The organism is Streptomyces sp. NPDC037301 (genome assembly GCF_055602785.1).
On the sequence record NZ_JBVJWD010000072.1, the window covers coordinates 1 to 16,283 of the forward strand.

At 68.4% G+C, this 16,283-nt stretch carries 13 protein-coding genes and 8 pseudogenes; 14 read left to right on the forward strand and 7 right to left on the reverse strand.

What is annotated here, in order from left to right; all coding sequences use genetic code 11:
- Positions 1-132: pseudogene (locus ACZ7IB_RS44740) on the forward strand (IS5-like element ISMt1 family transposase); the annotation flags it as partial.
- 139 nt (positions 133-271) lie between these two features.
- Positions 272-661: a hypothetical protein gene (locus ACZ7IB_RS44745; RefSeq protein ID WP_356483788.1), complete on the forward strand. Its 390-nt coding sequence runs from the start codon at positions 272-274 to the stop codon at positions 659-661.
- A 19-nt stretch (positions 662-680) separates the two neighbouring features.
- Here the strand turns inward: ACZ7IB_RS44745 and ACZ7IB_RS44750 are convergent.
- Positions 681-821 (reverse strand): annotated as a pseudogene (locus tag ACZ7IB_RS44750) (integrase); the annotation flags it as partial.
- A 377-nt stretch (positions 822-1,198) separates the two neighbouring features.
- Between ACZ7IB_RS44750 and ACZ7IB_RS44755 the strand changes: the two are divergent.
- From ACZ7IB_RS44755 to ACZ7IB_RS44780, 6 genes and pseudogenes are all read left to right on the forward strand, one after another.
- On the forward strand, positions 1,199-1,516 hold the full coding sequence (locus ACZ7IB_RS44755; RefSeq protein WP_470920802.1) for a hypothetical protein: 318 nt from the start codon (positions 1,199-1,201) through the stop codon (positions 1,514-1,516).
- Positions 1,517-1,710: 194 nt separating this feature from the next.
- Complete coding sequence (locus tag ACZ7IB_RS44760) at positions 1,711-2,382, forward strand: transposase family protein (RefSeq protein WP_470920804.1); 672 nt, start codon at positions 1,711-1,713, stop codon at positions 2,380-2,382.
- Positions 2,383-2,493: 111 nt separating this feature from the next.
- Positions 2,494-3,426 (forward strand): CPBP family intramembrane glutamic endopeptidase, encoded by a 933-nt coding sequence (locus ACZ7IB_RS44765; protein ID WP_470920806.1) that lies wholly within the window; start codon positions 2,494-2,496, stop codon positions 3,424-3,426.
- Between the two features lie 151 nt (positions 3,427-3,577).
- A pseudogene (locus ACZ7IB_RS44770) lies at positions 3,578-3,700 on the forward strand (IS5 family transposase); the annotation flags it as partial.
- Positions 3,701-4,237: 537 nt separating this feature from the next.
- A pseudogene (locus tag ACZ7IB_RS44775) lies at positions 4,238-6,021 on the forward strand (reverse transcriptase domain-containing protein).
- Between the two features lie 107 nt (positions 6,022-6,128).
- A pseudogene (locus ACZ7IB_RS44780) lies at positions 6,129-6,302 on the forward strand (IS5 family transposase); the annotation flags it as partial.
- A gap of 122 nt (positions 6,303-6,424) precedes the next feature.
- Here the strand turns inward: ACZ7IB_RS44780 and ACZ7IB_RS44785 are convergent.
- The gene (locus ACZ7IB_RS44785; protein WP_470920807.1) at positions 6,425-7,279 is read right to left on the reverse strand and encodes an NAD-dependent epimerase/dehydratase family protein; all 855 of its coding nucleotides are present in this window, start codon (positions 7,277-7,279) and stop codon (positions 6,425-6,427) included.
- A 127-nt stretch (positions 7,280-7,406) separates the two neighbouring features.
- On the opposite strand from ACZ7IB_RS44785, the gene ACZ7IB_RS44790 reads away from it, so the two are divergent.
- Positions 7,407-8,237 (forward strand): helix-turn-helix transcriptional regulator, encoded by an 831-nt coding sequence (locus ACZ7IB_RS44790; RefSeq protein ID WP_470920809.1) that lies wholly within the window; start codon positions 7,407-7,409, stop codon positions 8,235-8,237.
- Between the two features lie 196 nt (positions 8,238-8,433).
- Here the strand turns inward: ACZ7IB_RS44790 and ACZ7IB_RS44795 are convergent.
- Positions 8,434-9,336: pseudogene (locus ACZ7IB_RS44795) on the reverse strand (IS3 family transposase); the annotation flags it as partial.
- 63 nt (positions 9,337-9,399) lie between these two features.
- Between ACZ7IB_RS44795 and ACZ7IB_RS44800 the strand changes: the two are divergent.
- Positions 9,400-10,320: pseudogene (locus tag ACZ7IB_RS44800) on the forward strand (ISAzo13 family transposase); the annotation flags it as partial.
- Between the two features lie 445 nt (positions 10,321-10,765).
- Positions 10,766-11,344 carry a hypothetical protein gene (locus ACZ7IB_RS44805; protein ID WP_470920810.1) on the forward strand — a complete coding sequence of 193 codons (579 nt, stop codon included), beginning with the start codon at positions 10,766-10,768 and terminating at the stop codon, positions 11,342-11,344.
- 33 nt (positions 11,345-11,377) lie between these two features.
- On the opposite strand, the gene ACZ7IB_RS44810 is transcribed toward ACZ7IB_RS44805, so the two are convergent.
- Both ACZ7IB_RS44810 and ACZ7IB_RS44815 read right to left on the reverse strand, forming a co-directional pair.
- Positions 11,378-11,590 carry a DUF6207 family protein gene (locus ACZ7IB_RS44810; RefSeq protein ID WP_470920812.1) on the reverse strand — a complete coding sequence of 71 codons (213 nt, stop codon included), beginning with the start codon at positions 11,588-11,590 and terminating at the stop codon, positions 11,378-11,380.
- A 173-nt stretch (positions 11,591-11,763) separates the two neighbouring features.
- A complete protein-coding gene (locus tag ACZ7IB_RS44815; RefSeq protein WP_470920813.1) occupies positions 11,764-12,615 on the reverse strand; it encodes a LysR family transcriptional regulator in 852 nt (283 codons plus the stop codon).
- 81 nt (positions 12,616-12,696) lie between these two features.
- On the opposite strand from ACZ7IB_RS44815, the gene ACZ7IB_RS44820 reads away from it, so the two are divergent.
- The gene (locus ACZ7IB_RS44820; protein WP_470920815.1) at positions 12,697-13,191 is read left to right on the forward strand and encodes a cupin domain-containing protein; all 495 of its coding nucleotides are present in this window, start codon (positions 12,697-12,699) and stop codon (positions 13,189-13,191) included.
- Between the two features lie 170 nt (positions 13,192-13,361).
- A complete protein-coding gene (locus tag ACZ7IB_RS44825; RefSeq protein ID WP_470920816.1) occupies positions 13,362-13,721 on the forward strand; it encodes a DoxX family protein in 360 nt (119 codons plus the stop codon).
- Between the two features lie 242 nt (positions 13,722-13,963).
- On the opposite strand, the gene ACZ7IB_RS44830 is transcribed toward ACZ7IB_RS44825, so the two are convergent.
- Together ACZ7IB_RS44830 and ACZ7IB_RS44835 are read right to left on the reverse strand one after the other, a co-directional pair.
- Complete coding sequence (locus ACZ7IB_RS44830; protein ID WP_418087739.1) at positions 13,964-14,398, reverse strand: hypothetical protein; 435 nt, start codon at positions 14,396-14,398, stop codon at positions 13,964-13,966.
- A 55-nt stretch (positions 14,399-14,453) separates the two neighbouring features.
- The gene (locus ACZ7IB_RS44835; RefSeq protein WP_470920829.1) at positions 14,454-15,110 is read right to left on the reverse strand and encodes an ISAs1 family transposase; all 657 of its coding nucleotides are present in this window, start codon (positions 15,108-15,110) and stop codon (positions 14,454-14,456) included.
- 157 nt (positions 15,111-15,267) lie between these two features.
- Between ACZ7IB_RS44835 and ACZ7IB_RS44840 the strand changes: the two are divergent.
- Positions 15,268-16,137 (forward strand): annotated as a pseudogene (locus ACZ7IB_RS44840) (protein-L-isoaspartate O-methyltransferase family protein); the annotation flags it as partial.
- Between the last annotated feature and the right edge of the window lie 146 nt (positions 16,138-16,283).

Genomic DNA, 16,283 nt, shown 5'->3' on the forward strand with positions numbered 1-16,283 from the left:
CTGATCAACAAGCTGAAGGCCTGGCGTGGCATCGCCACCCGATACGACAAGACCCCGGACAGCTACCTTGCCGGCCTCCACCTGCGCGCCTCGATAATCTGGATCAAAGACCTCACCCCGACCATCCGGTGATCACGACTCGATACACGCCCTAGTGCTGTGACCGCGAAGGTTCACCGAGTCCGGGCGGTCAGGGTGAGCTCCGAGTTGGGATGGTCTGGTCAGCAGTGTAGGGAGCCTGTCGTGCCCGCGGCTCTGCGACGATTGCTGAGTGAGCAAGCAAGAGTGGGACACATTGACCAAGTCTGAAGAAGCCTTCATGGTCAATTCCTATGAGATCGACATCCTGCCTGGTGTCTGGGGCGATCTCGACGAAGCCGACCAGTCTCGACCGGTCAACGAGCTGGCGGGAATCTTGCTCGCTCTCATCGATCGTGGGTGGACCGAGGTCCGTCGACTCGCGCCGTGGACATCCCCCGCCGGAGAGAACGGCTTCCAGCCCGGCGAACTGGTGCCTCGTGATCAGCTTCCGGCGATTCTCGAAGATGCGGCCAACTGGGAGTATCCCGAAGACGGGAACTGGATTGGCGCGTTGACCCTGGTCGAGACCGAAGCGGGAAAGAAGATCACTCGTCTTTCTCCCGAGGAGATGGCCGAGTAGGCCGTCGTGGCGGGAAGCCTCAGTCCGCGGCCAACGGTCGACCGCCCCAGCGGAGGCCCTTCTCGCTGCGGATGCGGGCTCGTTCGCGGCGTTGGGCGGCCAGGAGGTCGGGGTGGCGGGCGCTGGCATTGCGCCAGCGCAGATGGCGGTGCAGCCGCCGTCAGACTGCGGTCAAGGGGTGCCCCTGCACGCTGCTCCTTCGGATCAACGCCCCGGGCCGGGGCAGCGAAGGAGACGAGACGATGACGACCACCCACCCGAAGGCCGGGCAGCGACAACGCTCGGGCCGATCACACCGGAAGGCCGGCCTGTGGCGGGCAAGCCGAAGGGGGCTCCTTGGGTGCCCACTTCGGAGGGCACCCTGGTCAGGACGGGAATCGGCGCGAAAACTGCGCCGTCACAACCCTCTTCTCTCCTCCTGATGTCCGTATTGGAGGAGAGCATTGGGTTCCGGGGGGCCCGGACGCCCTCCCAGGCCGGGCGCGGCCAGCAGCGGCGGTCGGCCAGCGGCCGGTCGCGAGTGACGAGGGAGCAGAGATGATGGCGGGGAAGAGGAAGACGAACCCGGCGGGGTCGACGAACGGCTTCCGCGGGGATGTGCTGCGGGTGTTCGGAGTGCTGAAGGTGGCCACGGATGATCAGATCCAGCGGATCGGCGCTCCGCACCTGAGCTTCCGTCACACCGACACGGAGACCCCGTCCGAGCAGAAGACCGCTCGCACCGCCTCGCACATCGGCGCGCTCTCCGACATGCGCAAGCACGCTCCACTGGCTGCGCAAACTTCCCGACAGCCGGTTCACCACCCGTCTCTGACCAGGCACGCCGCCGCCCGAAGCGGGGCGCCGCAGGCGTAACCGGAGTGTCCCCGGCAGCCGTTGGACCTGTGTGACGAAAACCCAAGAACCCGCCGAGGACACCTGCCCCGCTTGCCTACCAGTGCCGTCTGCCGCTGTCCACAAGCACCGTCAACCACCTCGCCGATCTGCTGCGCCGTCACCTGAAGGCGATACGGTCCAGGTGGCGGGTCCTGCCGCCCAGGAGGATCGCGGTGATCGTCCTGGCCGTGCTGCGTTACGACCAGCGCCTGGCCGAGATGGCTGGCGGGAACAACGTGTCCGAGTCCACCGTCCGCCGCTGGCGCGACGAGCTGATCGCGCTGCTCGCCGCGCAGGCCCCTCGTCTGGACCGCGCCCTGAAGAAGATCGCCAAGCGGGGCGGGGAGGTGGTCCTGATCGACGGCACCCTCATCCCCGCCCAGCGCCGCACCGGAAGAGCCGACCGACGGAACTACTCCGGCAAACACCACCATCATGGCCTGCACTTTCTCGCCCTCACCGACGAGAGAGGCCGTCTGATCTGGATATCCGCCGCCCGGCCCGGCCGCACCCACGACATCACCGCCGCCCGCCACGATCACGTCCTGGCTCACCTGCGCGCCGCCGGCCTCGGGGCCCTCGCGGACCTCGGCTTCCGCGGCCTGGACAACGACGTACGTGACCCCGTGATCGTTACCGGCTTCACCGCGACCCGCGCCCACAAGCTCACCCCAGGCCAGAAGGACGCCAACCGCGTCCTTGCCACCGGACGCGCACCAGCCGAACACGGCTTCGCCCACCTCAAGAACTGGCGGACCCTCACCAAACTCCGCACCGACCCCGCTCGTGCCACCCACCTCCTGCGCGCTCTGCTGGTCCTGACGAACCTCGAAGTCAACCGCTGACGGTCTTCGATGGGTGGAGAGGTCTCCCTGCAGGAAGGGGAGTCAGCTCCACTGTCGATATGCGCTCTAGCTGGATTCCTCGCTGCTGCGCCGATCCGTAGGTTTCACGTCATGACGCTTTCAACCAGGCACTTACCGCTCGTCAACCGGCGACGTGGTCTGTTCATCTTCCTCGGTGTCGCTTACATCGGCATGTGGGCGGCCATGTCACCACTCCTGGCCAGCGGTTACCAGCGCGGTGACGCACGCGAGGAGACTGGTGCACTGGAGCAGGTGTGCATCGCGGCCGCGATGTTGGCGCCTGCCCTCGCCGCAATCCTCGTCGTCCGCTGGGTCGAACGCAGCGGCCGGGTGCGGGACACGCTCGCCCTGCGCTGGACGAAGCCCTGGGGGCGTGCTGCACGGGCGTGCCTGATGGCTTTCGTCGTCCCCGCCGGCCTCACCACGGCTGCTCTTGTCATCGGCACCTTCGCCGGCCGCTACCCGTTCGGTGGAGTGCACTGGAACGGGCTCGGCTCGTGGGCGGCCGCAGCGGTGCTGAACATGCTGGTGTCGCTTCCGCTGTTCTTCGGCGAGGAACTGGGCTGGCAGGGCTACCTTTTTCCGCGCCTCGCACGGGACGGTGACCGCCGGAGCCTGATACGGGCGTACGCAATCACCGGCGCGGCCTTCGCCCTGTGGCACCTGCCCACGCTGCTGATGGGCGGCCAGTACCCAGGTCGGCCCTGGTATGTGTCGGTGCCCGCCATGCTGGTGAGTTGCCTCCTCATCCTGCCAGTCTTCACATGGCTGCGTCTGCGCTCCGGCTCGGTCGTACCTGCCGTCATCGGCCATGCGTTCGTGAGTTCGGTGAGTGTCGCCATGGTCACGGAGTTCGCCGATTCCAAGGCAACACTGGATCCCCTGCACATGAGCATGGCCGGATGGCCCGGCTGGATCGCCACAGGCGCGTTCGTCGCCTTCCTGGCGCTGACCGGCCGACTCCAGCCATCCTTCTACACGGCCCGAACCGTCCCTCACCCCGCATCGATCCGCAGACTGTGAGTGCGTGTTCTGCGGGGCCGACCACGGGCCGAGCCACCGAGGCCTGGGCAAGGCGGTGCGGGCTGAGAGTCCACGGCCAGGTGCTCGACGTGAGGGCGAACGTTCCGGACCGACGTGAGGGCGAACGTGTACGCCTCCTGGACGCCCACGCGGGTGCCGCCGACACCTCGTCGAGCACGCCGCGGCCCTGGGTATCGACATGGAAATCACCCAACGCAAGCCCGGGACCAGGGGCTTCACCCCCATCCCGAAGCGGTGGGCCGTAGAGCGTACCTTGTGCGCCACGAGGCGCTCTGTTTGTATCCCCGGCTCAGCCGGGAGGAAATCGGAAGGAGGTTCCTGGGCCGGATGACTTACCTGGATCCGAAAGGTGAAGGGGACAACAGCATGTCAGAAAACCAGTGACCGGGCTCAGTTGTCAGAGACGGTGTGCTGGGCGGCCCGCGCGATATGGCGAAGACTGGATTGTTTGAAGCCCAATCTCCAGAAGATGCAAGTTCCCATCCGCCGGAAAGACGACTGAAACCGGCGCCGTGCTCTGCCCCGGATTCGAAGGTTGTCCGGGGCACTTCCGGAGCTCGGAGCGATGTCCAGCGAGGACATCCAAGGAGATGAGTGGGACGCCTAAGTCGCGCTAGAACGTACAGACAGGGACGAACGTGGGATCGCCTACGGGACGCGAGTCCTATGGCGACGGAGGCCCCGTAGTAGTCGCCGGAGTCACGACCGGCCAGGGAGGACGGGAAAGCCGTCCACATCGGGCGAGGGGGGCCAGGTGATTCGGTCACCACAGAGTCGGGAGGTATGCGAAATGCAGAGCGCCAAAACGGTGCTGGGTGTCCTGCGTGAACGCGGCAGGCGTGGCCTGCCGTGCGAGGAACTGTATCGGCAGCTGTTCAATCCGCAGTTGTATCTGCTGGCCTACGGGCGAATCTACGCCAATCCCGGCGCGATGACGCCCGGGGTCACGCCGGAAACCGTGGACGGCATGTCACAGCGGAAGATCGGCCAGATCACCGAGGCGATGCGCCACGAGCGCTACCGCTTCCGTCCGGTCCGGCGTGTTCATATCCCGAAGAAGAACGGGACGACGCGTCCGCTGGGGCTGCCGACCTGGTCGGACAAGCTCGTCGGTGAAGTGATTCGCCTGCTGTTGGAGGCGTATTACGAGCCGACGTTCTCCGACCGTTCCCATGGGTTTCGTCCCCGCCGTGGCTGCCATACCGCTTTGCGGGAGGTGGACCACACCTGGACCGGGACATCCTGGTTCATCGAAGGGGACATCGCCGACTGTTTCGGCAGCCTGGACCATCAGGTCCTGCTGTCGATCCTCGGCGAGAAGATCCATGACCAGCGGTTTCTGCGGCTGGTGCGCAACATGCTCGAGGCCGGATACCTGGAGGACTGGAAGTGGGGTGCCACGCTCTCAGGAGCACCGCAAGGCGGAGTGGCCTCCCCGGTTCTGTCCAACATCTACCTGCACAAGCTGGACGAGTTCGTCGATAAAGTCCTCGTTCCGGAGTACACCCGAGGGAAGCGCCGGGCCAGGAACCCGGCGTATATCTGGAGTTGCAGAATCTGCTGGCGAAAGCCCGCCGGCGCGGCGACCGGGTCCAGGCCCGTGCGTTGCGTCAGCGGATGGTCCGTCTGCCGAGTGCGGATCCGAACGATCCGGCATATCGCAGGCTGCGCTACATACGCTACGCGGACGATCACCTCCTTGGTTTCACCGGACCGAAAGCCGAGGCCGAACAGATCAAGCAACGCCTGGCCCAGTTCCTGCGTGACGAACTCAGGCTGGAACTGTCCCAGGAAAAGACGCTGATCACTCACGCCCGCACCGGGGCAGCGAGGTTTCTCGGCTATGAGATCACGACCCAGCACAACGACACGAAGAAGACCGGCCGTTACCGTCGGGTCAACGGCCAGATCGCTCTCCGTGTCCCACGGGACGTGATCAAAGCCAAATGCGCCCCCTATCTCGGCCGCGGAGAACCCGCGAAGAGGACGGCCCTGATCAACAGCAGCGATCACGCGATCGTGGCGACCTTCGGGACCGTCTACCGGGGCATCATTCAGTACTACCTGCTCGCCGGAGATGTCTTCCGGCTGCACCGGCTGCAATGGGTCATGGAAACCTCCATGCTCAAGACCCTTGCCGCCAAGCACCGTTCCTCGGTGTCGAAGATGGCCGCCAAGCACAAGGCCAGAATCGACACGCCCAACGGGCCCCGAGTCTGCTTCGAGGCCCATATTGAGCGGAAGAACAGGAAACCACTGGTGGCACGGTTCGGTGGGATTCCCCTTCAACGGCAGCGAGCGGCGGAGCTCGCCGACCGCGAGCCGGTCCGGGTGGACTATCCGCAAAAGGAACTCATCGCGAGACTCCTGGCGGACATCTGCGAAATCTGCGGAAGCAAGGGCAACGTGCAAGTGCACCACGTCCGAGCTCTCGCCGACCTCGCACATGCCGGATGGCAGCCTTCCGACTGGGCACGCGTCATGCTCCAACGGCGCCGCAAAACGGTCGTGGCCTGCGACGTCTGCCACGACCGCATCCATTCGGAACAGCCAGCCAGATCACTCACGCAGTAGTCACTGGAGAGCCGGATGACTGGGAAACCGTCATGTCCGGTTCGGCGGGAGGCCGCGCGGAACAAGACCTGCCACGGCAGACACCTCACCGCGCGGCCGACCCAACCGGATGGCTGATGTTTCACCGCCGCCTGGCCCGCGACTACGAAACCCTGCCCACCCGCTCCGAAGCCGTGATCCACCTCGCCATGACCGACCTCATGGCCCGCCGCCTCACCGGGGAAACCACCGTGTCCTGGCGCGACCCGACACCCCAGGACGAAACGCGATCCACGGGATGAAACACCGAGAGAAAACGACCTCTCAATCACGTGTGAACGTGGTCCACGGCCGACGGTGCAGGGTGGGCAGGGCGGCCCCCAGCGCCGGACAACCGATCAAGCGGGCGCCAGCCCCGGGCCGATTAGAGCACCCCCGCGTCCCGGGCCGTCCACATCGACGGAATCAGCGGGCGGTAGCCCAGTTCGTGACGGATGCGGGTGGTCGACATCACGCTGTGCCAGGGGTCCGGGGCATCCTTGTCGTACGCCTCCTGCGGCACCGGCAGGTTATGGAACTGGAAGAGGTCGATCGTGGTGACCGGGGCGTCGTCGGCGATGTTGTAGACGCCGTGCGCCCCGGGCGCGTACAGCAGCCGCTGCAGGCCCTGTGCCACATCCAGGTGGTGGCCCATGTGGAGGCGCTGCATGGCGGGCCAGTTCGGCGCCCACTCCATCGCGTTGACCAGATGCGGGTCCCCGTCGCCGTACACGAACGGCAGCCGTCCGATGCGCAGGTCGTCGAGGCCGTCCATCGCCCCGAGCGCACGCTCCGCCTCCCACTTGGACTCCGGGTAGGCGCCCCAGAGGTGACCGCCCGGCACCGTCTCGTCGCCCTCGACCAGCGCCCTGCCCCGCCCCGCGCCGTACACAAGTCCGGTGCTGACCTGCACGAACCGCCGCACGCCCGAGGCCACCGCCGCCCGGCCGAGCTCGACGGCCGCGTCCCGGTTGACCGCCCGCGCCTCCTCGTCCGCCACCCCGCGGAACGCGGCGGCGACGTTCACCACTGCATCCACGCCGGCCGTCGCCTTGCCCAGCACCTCCGCGTCGCGCAGATCGCCGACCACCACCCGGGCGCCGAGCCCGGCGTAGTGCTCGCCGCGCGCCGCGTCCCGCACCAGAACCCGCACCTCGTCGCCGGGCGCCGCGCTCTGCAGCAGCCGCGGCACGAACCGCCGCCCGACCTGGCCCGTCGCCCCTGTCACCAATGTCAGCATGGCTGCCTCCTCGTCGTCGTAGCCATGCCTGAAGCGTGCGGGAGCGGCGGCAGCGGCGGGAGAGACGCGGTTATCCAGGGACCGGCACTCCCTGGATACGCGTCGGGGTCCGGGGGATCCTGAAGGCGTGGACCGAACTGAACTCGCCGACTTCCTGCGCCGCGCCCGCACCCGCCTTGCCCCCTCCGACGTGGGCCTGAGCGCGGGTCCGCGGCGCCGCACCCCGGGCCTGCGCCGGGAGGAGGTGGCGCAGCTCGCCGGGATGTCCACGGACTACTACACGCGCCTGGAACAGCGCCGCGGCTCCCACCCGTCGCGGCAGATGCTCACCGCCCTCGCCCGCGCCCTGCGCCTCACGGATGTCGAGCGAGACCACCTGTTCCACCTGGCGGGCGAGGAGCCGCCCCGGCCCGGCGGCTCCTCAGGCCATGTCCGCCCGGGACTGCTGCTGATCCTGGACCGGCTGCACGACCTCCCGGCATCGGTGCTGAGCGACTGGGGCGAGATGCTCGCACAAAACACGATGTCGGTGGCCCTGGCCGGCGACCACACCGGGACGAACGTAGTCCGCCGCTGGTTCACGGCCTTGGACACACGGGCCCTGTTCCCGCCCGAGAACCACGAGCAGCATGCCCACGCCCACGTGGCGAGCCTGCGGGCGGTCACCGCGGCCCGCCCCGACGACCCGGGCCCAGCCGCCCTCGTCGCCGAACTCCGTGCCGAGTCAAAGGAGTTCGAGGAGCTCTGGGAGTCGCACGACGTCGTGGTGCGCCGCCCGTCGCCAAAGCGCTTCCTGCACCCCGTGGTCGGCGCTCTCGACCTCGACTGCGAGGTGCTGCTCAGCGACGGCCACAGCCAGCAGCTCGTCGTGCACTCGGCACGGCCTGGCACGCAGACGTACCAGCGGCTCGAACTACTACGGGTCGTCGGCCTCCAGGACCTGACACCCAGCCCGTAGGAGAGGCCAGTGCCGTATCAGGATCATCCGTAGCTACATCATCTAATGGGCACCGAAGCGGACGCAGCACCAAGGTCTTCCATCGTCCAAGGCCTCGAAGCCTTAGCCTCAATACCGGTAACTTAGGGGCATTCCGGTCGTTGTTGTTGGTATGCCAAGAGCGGGACGGGCCTTGACCCCTGATCTTGAACACGGGCTATGCGGCTTCGGCCAGCGTAGTTGATGTTGTTCGGAGTGCTCGCTCGTAGGCGATGGGGCTGCGATGTCCGAGGCGGGAGTGGCGTCGGACGGTGTTGTAGCGGTGCAGCCAACGGAAGAGGTCCAGGTGGGCCTCGCGCTCGGTGTCCCAGGCTCGGCGGCCTTGGAGGGTCTCCCGTTTACAGGTCGCGTTGAACGACTCGGCGAGTGCGTTGTCCGCGCTGGAGCCGACCGCGCTCATGGACTGGGTGACGCCGGCTTCGCGGCAGGCGTCGGCGAAAGCCCGGCTGCAGTACTGGGCCCCGTGATCGCTGTGGAAAATGGCGCCGGTCAGATTACCGCGGGTCCGTTCGGCCGCATGCAGGGCGTCGATGACGAGGTCGGCCCGCATGTGGTCGGCAATCGCCCACCCCGCCAGGCGCCGCGAGGCGAGGTCGATCACGGTCGCCAGGTAGCGGAACGTCCCGCCGCTCAGCGGCAAATAGGTGATGTCGCCGACGTACTTGGTGTTGACCTCGGTGGCGGCGAAGTCGCGGCCGATCAGGTCCGGGACCTTCGCGGCGGCGAGGTCGGGGACGGTGGTGCGGTGCCGGCGGCGCAGGCGGAGCCCGGCCAGGCCGATGGCTTTCATGACCCGGGCGACGCGTTTGTGGTTCACCAGCTCACCTTTGTCGCGAAGCTCGGCGGTGATCCTCGGGACACCGTAGGTGCCGTCCGAGGCTCGGTGGACGGTGCGTATCAGGGCGGCAAGCCGTGCGTCGGCCGCCTGCCGGGCTGCCCGCAGCGACGCCGTCCGGCGCCAGTAGTAGAAGGTCGACCGGGCCAGGCCCAGCACACGGCACAACCGCTTCACGCCGTATCGGCGCTGGTGGTCCTCAACGAACTGGCAGCGGTTCAGGAGCCGTCAGTAAATTACTGACGGTTTCGGTGCGGCTGCCGTACGTGCCGTGATACGTGGTCTGTTGTGGGGATTTCTGAGGAGGACCTGGCGGTCCTGGATGTGAAGTTCGCGGCGTTGTTGCCGCATCTGGATGAGCGGCAGCGTCGTTTGTATCTGGCGTCGGAGGCCGAGGCGCTGGGGCACGGCGGGATCGTGGCGGTGGCCCGGCTGGCGGAGGTCTCGGAGTCGACCGTCGCGCGGGGATGCGCCGAACTCGCCGGCGGGGCGGAGCCGTTGGGCCGGGTGCGCCGGCCAGGCGGTGGCCGCAGGTCGGCTGCTGAGCGGGACCCTGGTCTCCGGCCGGCGCTCGAGGCGTTGGTCGAGCCGCGGGAGGTGGGTGATCCGGTGTCTCCGTTGCGCTGGACGACGGCGTCGTTGCGGGACTTGGCCCGAGAGCTGGGCGATGCGGGGCATCCGGTCAGTGCTCCGGTGGTGGGCGGGCTGCTGCGGGAGATGGGGTTCAGTCTGCAGGGCATGGCCAAGACCCGGGCCGGCTCGCAGTCCCCGGACCGTGACGCCCAGTTCCGGCATATCAACGCGGCCGCCGAGCTCTTTCTGGCCCGCGGCCTGCCCGTGGTGAGCGTGGACGCGAAGCAGAAGGAACCGATCGGCGAGTTCGCCCGTCCTGGCCGCACCTACCGTCCCAAGGGCGATCCGATCACCGCTCCGGACCATGATTTCACCGGGCCGGACACCCCGATCGCCATCCCCTACGGCGTCTACGACCTGGGACGAGACACCGGCTGGGTGAACGTGGGCACCAACCGCAACACCGCCGCCTTCGCGGTGGAGTCGCTGCGCCGCTGGTGGAACGACCAGGGCAAGGCGGACTACCCCGGCGCTGGCAGGCTGCTGGTCACAGCGGACTCCGGCGGAGCGAACTCCGCCGACTCCCACCTGTTCAAGATGGACCTCGCCGCCTTCGCCGACGAGTCCGGACCCGCGCCGAACTGATCGCTGCGGGGGACCTGTGACAACCCGCCGCAGGAGCGGGCCATAGCCCGCCCAAGAACCCCGCTGCCCGTGCCTTCCCCGTCACGGGCAGCGGCCGGAAGCGGTGTTCCGGAACCCATCCCGTGATGGGTTCCGGGACACCGCTGCATTCCAGTTCTGGCTCAAGTTCTGTGGAATCAACCGTGATGACGCGGGGCGACCTGTGGACGGGCCGGAACATCGCAGGTCACGGGGTTCATCAGCAGCCGTGTGCGGGCCAGAGCCGGGCCGGGTGGACGGTTCACCGGTTCGGGTATTCGCCCGCCGGGACTGGCCGGGCTGGGGCAAGGTCGTGGGTGAGTCGGCCGGGCCCATGAACGAGGCGGCGCTGCAGCGCGCCCCCCGGCCAGCCTTTGAGGTGTCACCGGCGTTCTGGCCGGTGAGAGAGGGGCGGAGCATGTGGGAGACCGAGGAGTTCGGCAGTCAGCATGAGGGCCGGCCCGGCGTCCTGTCGGCCGACGGAACAGAGCCGGGCCCGGTGTACTTCGACGCGGGGAGCGGGCCGACGATGCACCAGAGCACTGAATGGTGGGTCTACGACGGCACGCTCGGCGCCCCGCTCGCCACCGAGCTGCGCGGTGCGTGCTCGTGTGGCTGGCGCGGCAGCACCCAGTACCCGCTCGACTGGGAAGCCGTCGACCGCCGGCGCCCGTACCTGGCCGACACCAGCGGACCGGAAGACGACTGGGACACCCACATCACCGAAGTACAGGCCCGCACCGTGCCCGTGCCCGCGGACCTCACCACCCTCCTCGACCAGGTCGAGACACACCTCACCGCCCTGGTCGCCGACGAACCACTGGCCGCCCTCCGCGCCCTCGCCGCCCTGGAACGCCTCACCGAACGGGTGGCAACCGACACCGCGTTCAGCATCGACACCGCAGACGGACCGCAGTGGAACACCATCGCCCAGGCGCTCGGGATCAGCGAACAAGCCGCCCGCTCCCGCCTCACCCGCTACGCCCTCCGCCGCTGACTCCTGGAGATCAGGCCGCCCGACCTCCAGGAGTCATGTGGGGGTGGCGGGGCGGCGGGTGTCCGCGTACACCCGTGCCCTGACCCACGGTTCTCCGGGATCTCGTCGCACGGGCCCGATCCCTGATGTTGCCCACTGCAGTTCGAGTGCGGCCGTGGCCGCGTGGGCGGTTGCTTCGTCTGCCGCGGTGATGTCGAGGACGACAAGACCGGGCTCGCTGATGTGCTGTGCGTGGATCGGTTCCATGCCCGTACCGACAAGCGGTCGCCCGTCGAGTTTCTTCCGGGGCGGTGGGTTTCGTCCCTACGGGTGACATCGCTCCGCGGCCGGACTGCATGGCAGGCCGGCCGCGTGGCTCTGTTCACCGTGTCCTGACAGCGAATGTTCATGGGTTTGGACTCAGCGCCGGTTGCCGGTGCTCAGTGGCGGTACGCGGCTGTCGCGATCTCGACGAAGGATCGGATCAACGGGTTGGTGTCACATTCGTTCCACACCGCGACCACTCGGCTCGGCGCCATGTCGATCAGCGGTACCACGGCCAGCTCTGCGGGCAGGTCGTGTCCGAGCGGGGCCAGGCCGGCCGTGCCGTTCCACAGCACGGCCTGCAGGCATTCCTGGACGGCGCGCACCACTGGGCCCTCGCGCGGCCTGCCGCCGTTCCAGTACGACTGCCAGATGGGGTCGGTGCCCTGCGGGAACTGGAACCAGCGGCGGTCGCTCAGCTCGGCCAGCCGCAGCCGGTCGCGGCGGGCCAGCGGATCGTCGGCGCGCAGGACCACGCCGACCGGATCGGTTCGCAGCGCACGCACCGTCAGGGCAGTCTCGTCGAACGGCGCCCGGGTCAGGGCGATGTCGACCAGCCCGGCGCGCAGCCCGCACGTCGGGTCGGTCAGGTCGGTGTCGCGGATGCGGATGTCGATGCCGGGGTGGCTTCGGCGGTAGGCGGCGGCCAGCCTGGACACTCCCGGGTCGGTGCCATCGCCCAGGATGCCGACAGTGATGGTCGCGACGCCGGCCGCCGCGCTCACGCGTACACGGACGCGGTCGGCGTGGTCGAGTAGGGCCCGCGCCTCGTCGAGCAGCACCGTGCCCACCGAAGTGAGCGTGACGCCGGTGGGCGAGCGGGCGAAGAGCAGGGCTCCGACATCGGCCTCCAACTGCTTGATCGCCCGGCTCAGCGGCGGCTGACTCATGTGCAGTCGGGTGGCGGCCCGGCCGAAGTGGAGTTCCTCGGCGACCGCCACGAAGTAGCGCAAGGTCCGTAGCTCCACGCTGCAACGATACCCACGGGGTATCGGCGCTGCGGGATGGGTCTTGGACACTGGCGGGGTCCCGGCGGTGCACTCGTGAGCATGACCGAAGAAGCGAAGACCAGCGAGCCGCAGGCCGACCCCGCCGTATCGGTGGTGGGTCCCGGCGACGGCGAGACGATCGTTCTGGGCACCACGCGCATGCGCGTTCTGGAGGACGGCAGCCACACTGGGCACCGCCTCGCGATCGCCGAGTCCGTCCTCGCCCCGCACACCCAGGGACCGCCGCAGCACCGCCACGCCCAACACGACGAGGGCTTCTACATCCTCTCCGGCACCGTGCGGTTCACCGTCGGGGGCGAGGACTGCGACGCCACCACGGGCACGCTCGTGATGGTTCCGCCCGGTACCCCTCACACCTTCGCCAACCCGACCGACCAGCCCGCCGTCATGCTCAGCACATTCACCCCCGACCTGTACGTGCAGTACTTCCGAGACCTCCAGGAGGTGCTCGTCGGCGGCCGGCCGCTGACGCGACAGGCCAACATCGACACGATGAGCCGCTACGCGACCGAGCCCGCCACCGACCTCGCCTGAAGTCGACGGATGGAACGGCCCGGCCGCCCTCCTTTTGACCGCGGGGCCGTGCCACTCCCGTCTTTCGGCGGGTCCGACCCCTCGGACGACGGACCAGGCCTTCTCCAGGGCTCTTCTGGCCATCGACGCAATCGAGGGCCCCGTGAACCGGTGGCCCATGAACGGGAACCATGAACATCGCCTATTGGATCGTCGCGGGACTGCTCGCCCTCTTCTACTTCTACGCTGGCACGCTGAAGGTGATCCGCGGCCGCGATCAACTCCGACCGATGATGGCCTGGGTCGACCGCATACCCTTGCCCGCCCTCAGGGCGCTGGGGACGGTCGAAATACTCGGCGCGACCGGCCTGGTCCTGCCACCGCTGACCGGCATCGCGCCCTCGCTGGCGCTGGCCGCAGCCATCGGCTTCGTCCTCCTGCAGACCGGTGCGATCGCCGTCCACCTGACCGGCGAAGACCGCCGGATCGCACTCAACGTCGGGCTCACCGCCACCGCGGCCATGACCATCTGGCTGGCCACCAGGCTGTGATCGAGCACAGTCCTCGACCGGAGGATGCGAATCCGGGGCCAGCCGCCCCACGGCCGCCAGGGCGGCGTCGTTCAGAGGATCTGTCCGGGTTGATACTGGTTCAGATAGCCGGTGTGGTTGTTGAGTTCGTCGACCGGGATCGAACGGAGGCAGTCCCGGCCTTCGGGTGATCACGAGGTGTCGAGTCCCTGATCACCGCGGCGGTACTGATGCCGCCGACTTTGTTCCCGATGTGCAGTTCCCTACAGGGACATGCCGCAGTACAGGCGTCGTCGCGGCCCGGCGTCGCGGGCGAGTTCGCCGAGGCGTTCCAGGAAGTCGGCCAAGAGCCCTGGGTCCTGCCCGCCACCGTCCTCGGTGTGGGTCCATGCGGTGGCGGTTTCCAGCAGGCGCTCCGGGGTGGCCGCCGCGAGGGCGTCACGGAGGGTGTCCGTGAGCGAGACGAGCCAGGGCCCTTCGTGCTCGGGGTCGTTGAGCAGTTCGCAGAAGCGGGGGTCAGCTTCCACTTGCTCCTCGGATACTCCTGTCAGGTGGGCTTCGACGGTTCCGAGGAGCAGGTAGGGGTCTGCCCCTTTGAGGCCGAGCGTGCCGAATGGGTCGTCCATGCTGTCGTCTTCGAACAGCGCGAGGGCTTGCCTGTCGTCGGTGGCCGCGTAGTAGTCGTAGATGTTTCCCATGGCTGGATCGTGTCAGCCCGGGGGCGGCGTCGTTCAGGGGATCTGTCGGATCGGATCAGGTGATGTCGAGGGTCGTCAGGGGTCGGGTGGCGTTGCGGCTGTGTGTGCGCAGGCCGGCGGCGATGTTGTCGTAGCCGGTGAGGCGGAGGGCGCCGATGGCCAGGTTGCGCAGCGTGGCCATGGCCCGGGGTGCGGTCCCGGTGCGCATGCGCGAGGCGTCCTCGGTGAAGGTGGTGTCGCGCACGTGGTGGATCTTGTTCTCGATGCCCCAGTGTTCGCGCACGTGGTGGGCGATCTCCGGAGCGTCGGCCTGGTGGGCGGCAAGGTCGGTGACCGCGTAGACGCGTTGCAGGGTGACCCTGTCGGTGGTGATGGTCCTGCGGCGGCGCACGATCTGCACGGCCTGGGCGGCGTGGGGGAAGTCCAGGCCGCGGGCGACGGTGGCGGTCTTGACTCGGCGGATCTCGTCGCGGCCGTGCGCGGTGGCGCGGGTCTTGTCCAGCAGCGGCACGTCCCGCCAGGGCATCTGCTTGAGCTGCCGGTGCAGCAGCGGCTGGTTTCCCTTGATCACGGCGATGCAGTGGGCTTTCTTGCGGCCATCTCCGCAAGGCCGGTAAACGCCTTCGCATCCGCCTACGCGGGCGCCCTGCGCGAGCGCGGAGCGATCCGCACCAGCACCGTGGAGCGGGCCTTCGCCACCGTCCCCCGGCATCTGTTCCTGCCTGGCGGCTACTACACCAGCGGCAGCTTCGTCCCCGTCCCCGCCGACCCCGGCGACGACCTGCTGGACCGCATCTACTCCGACACCGCCCTGATGACCCGCGTCCCCCAAGTCCACCGACGCGGCCGGACGCTACAGCTCCACCTCCCAGCCCCGCGTCATCGCCGCCATGCTGGAAGCCCTCCAGCTCGCCCCCGGCACGAAGGTCCTCGAGATCGGCGCCGGGACCGGCTACAACGCGTCCCTGATCGCCGCCATCACCGGCGCCGAGGTCGTCACCATCGACGTCTCCGAGGTCATCGTCACCGAGGCCGCACGCGCAACGGAGCGGGCCGGAGAGAAGAACGTCACCGCGCTGACGGCCGACGGCTACCTCGGCCACCCGGCCAAGGGACCGTACGACCGGATCGTGGTCATCTGCGGCGTCACCGGCATCTCCCCCCACTGGCTCGACCAGCTCAGCGACGACGGCCTGATCGTCGTCCCCGTCGCCCACGGCGGTTTCCACCCCACCCTCTCCGTCACCCGCGACAAGGGCCGCCTGGTGGGCCACGGGGTGATGTCCAGCGACTTCATGTCGGCGGCCGGCCCCCTCTACGCGTGGCCGGCCGGGCAGACCCCGGCCCTGACCGAACCCCTTCAGCCGCAGCCGCTGTCCACCCGTGAGAACGTCGGCCCGGCCCTGGACGGCGACGGCTACTACGACCTGTGGTTCCACCTGGGGACCCGGACCGGCCGCACCACCCGCGCGTACATCGACGGCCTCGAGGCTGCCCTGGGCATGGCCTGCCTGCACGAGCCTGGCCGGGGCACCGCCTGGATCCAGCGGACCGGCCACCTGCACCACACCGGGGACGAGGCCGTCGCCGACGACCTGACGGCCCTGGTCGAGAAGTGGGTGGAGCGGGGACAGCCGGGCATTGCCGACCACTATGCGATCCTCGAACGCGCCAGCGACGACGAAACGGTCTACTACCCGGTCGAGTGGCGCCTGCGCGAGGACGACCAGCAGCACTGACCGGCCGGTGATACGGCTTCTGGCTCGTGGCCGCCCCCCGGGGGGGGACGAGACCACTTCTTTTTTCCCCCCCCCTGGTGTCGCTTCCAATCCCCCCCCCAACGCGAACACCTTCCAAACCCCCCAAATCCCTCCCCCAACCACAA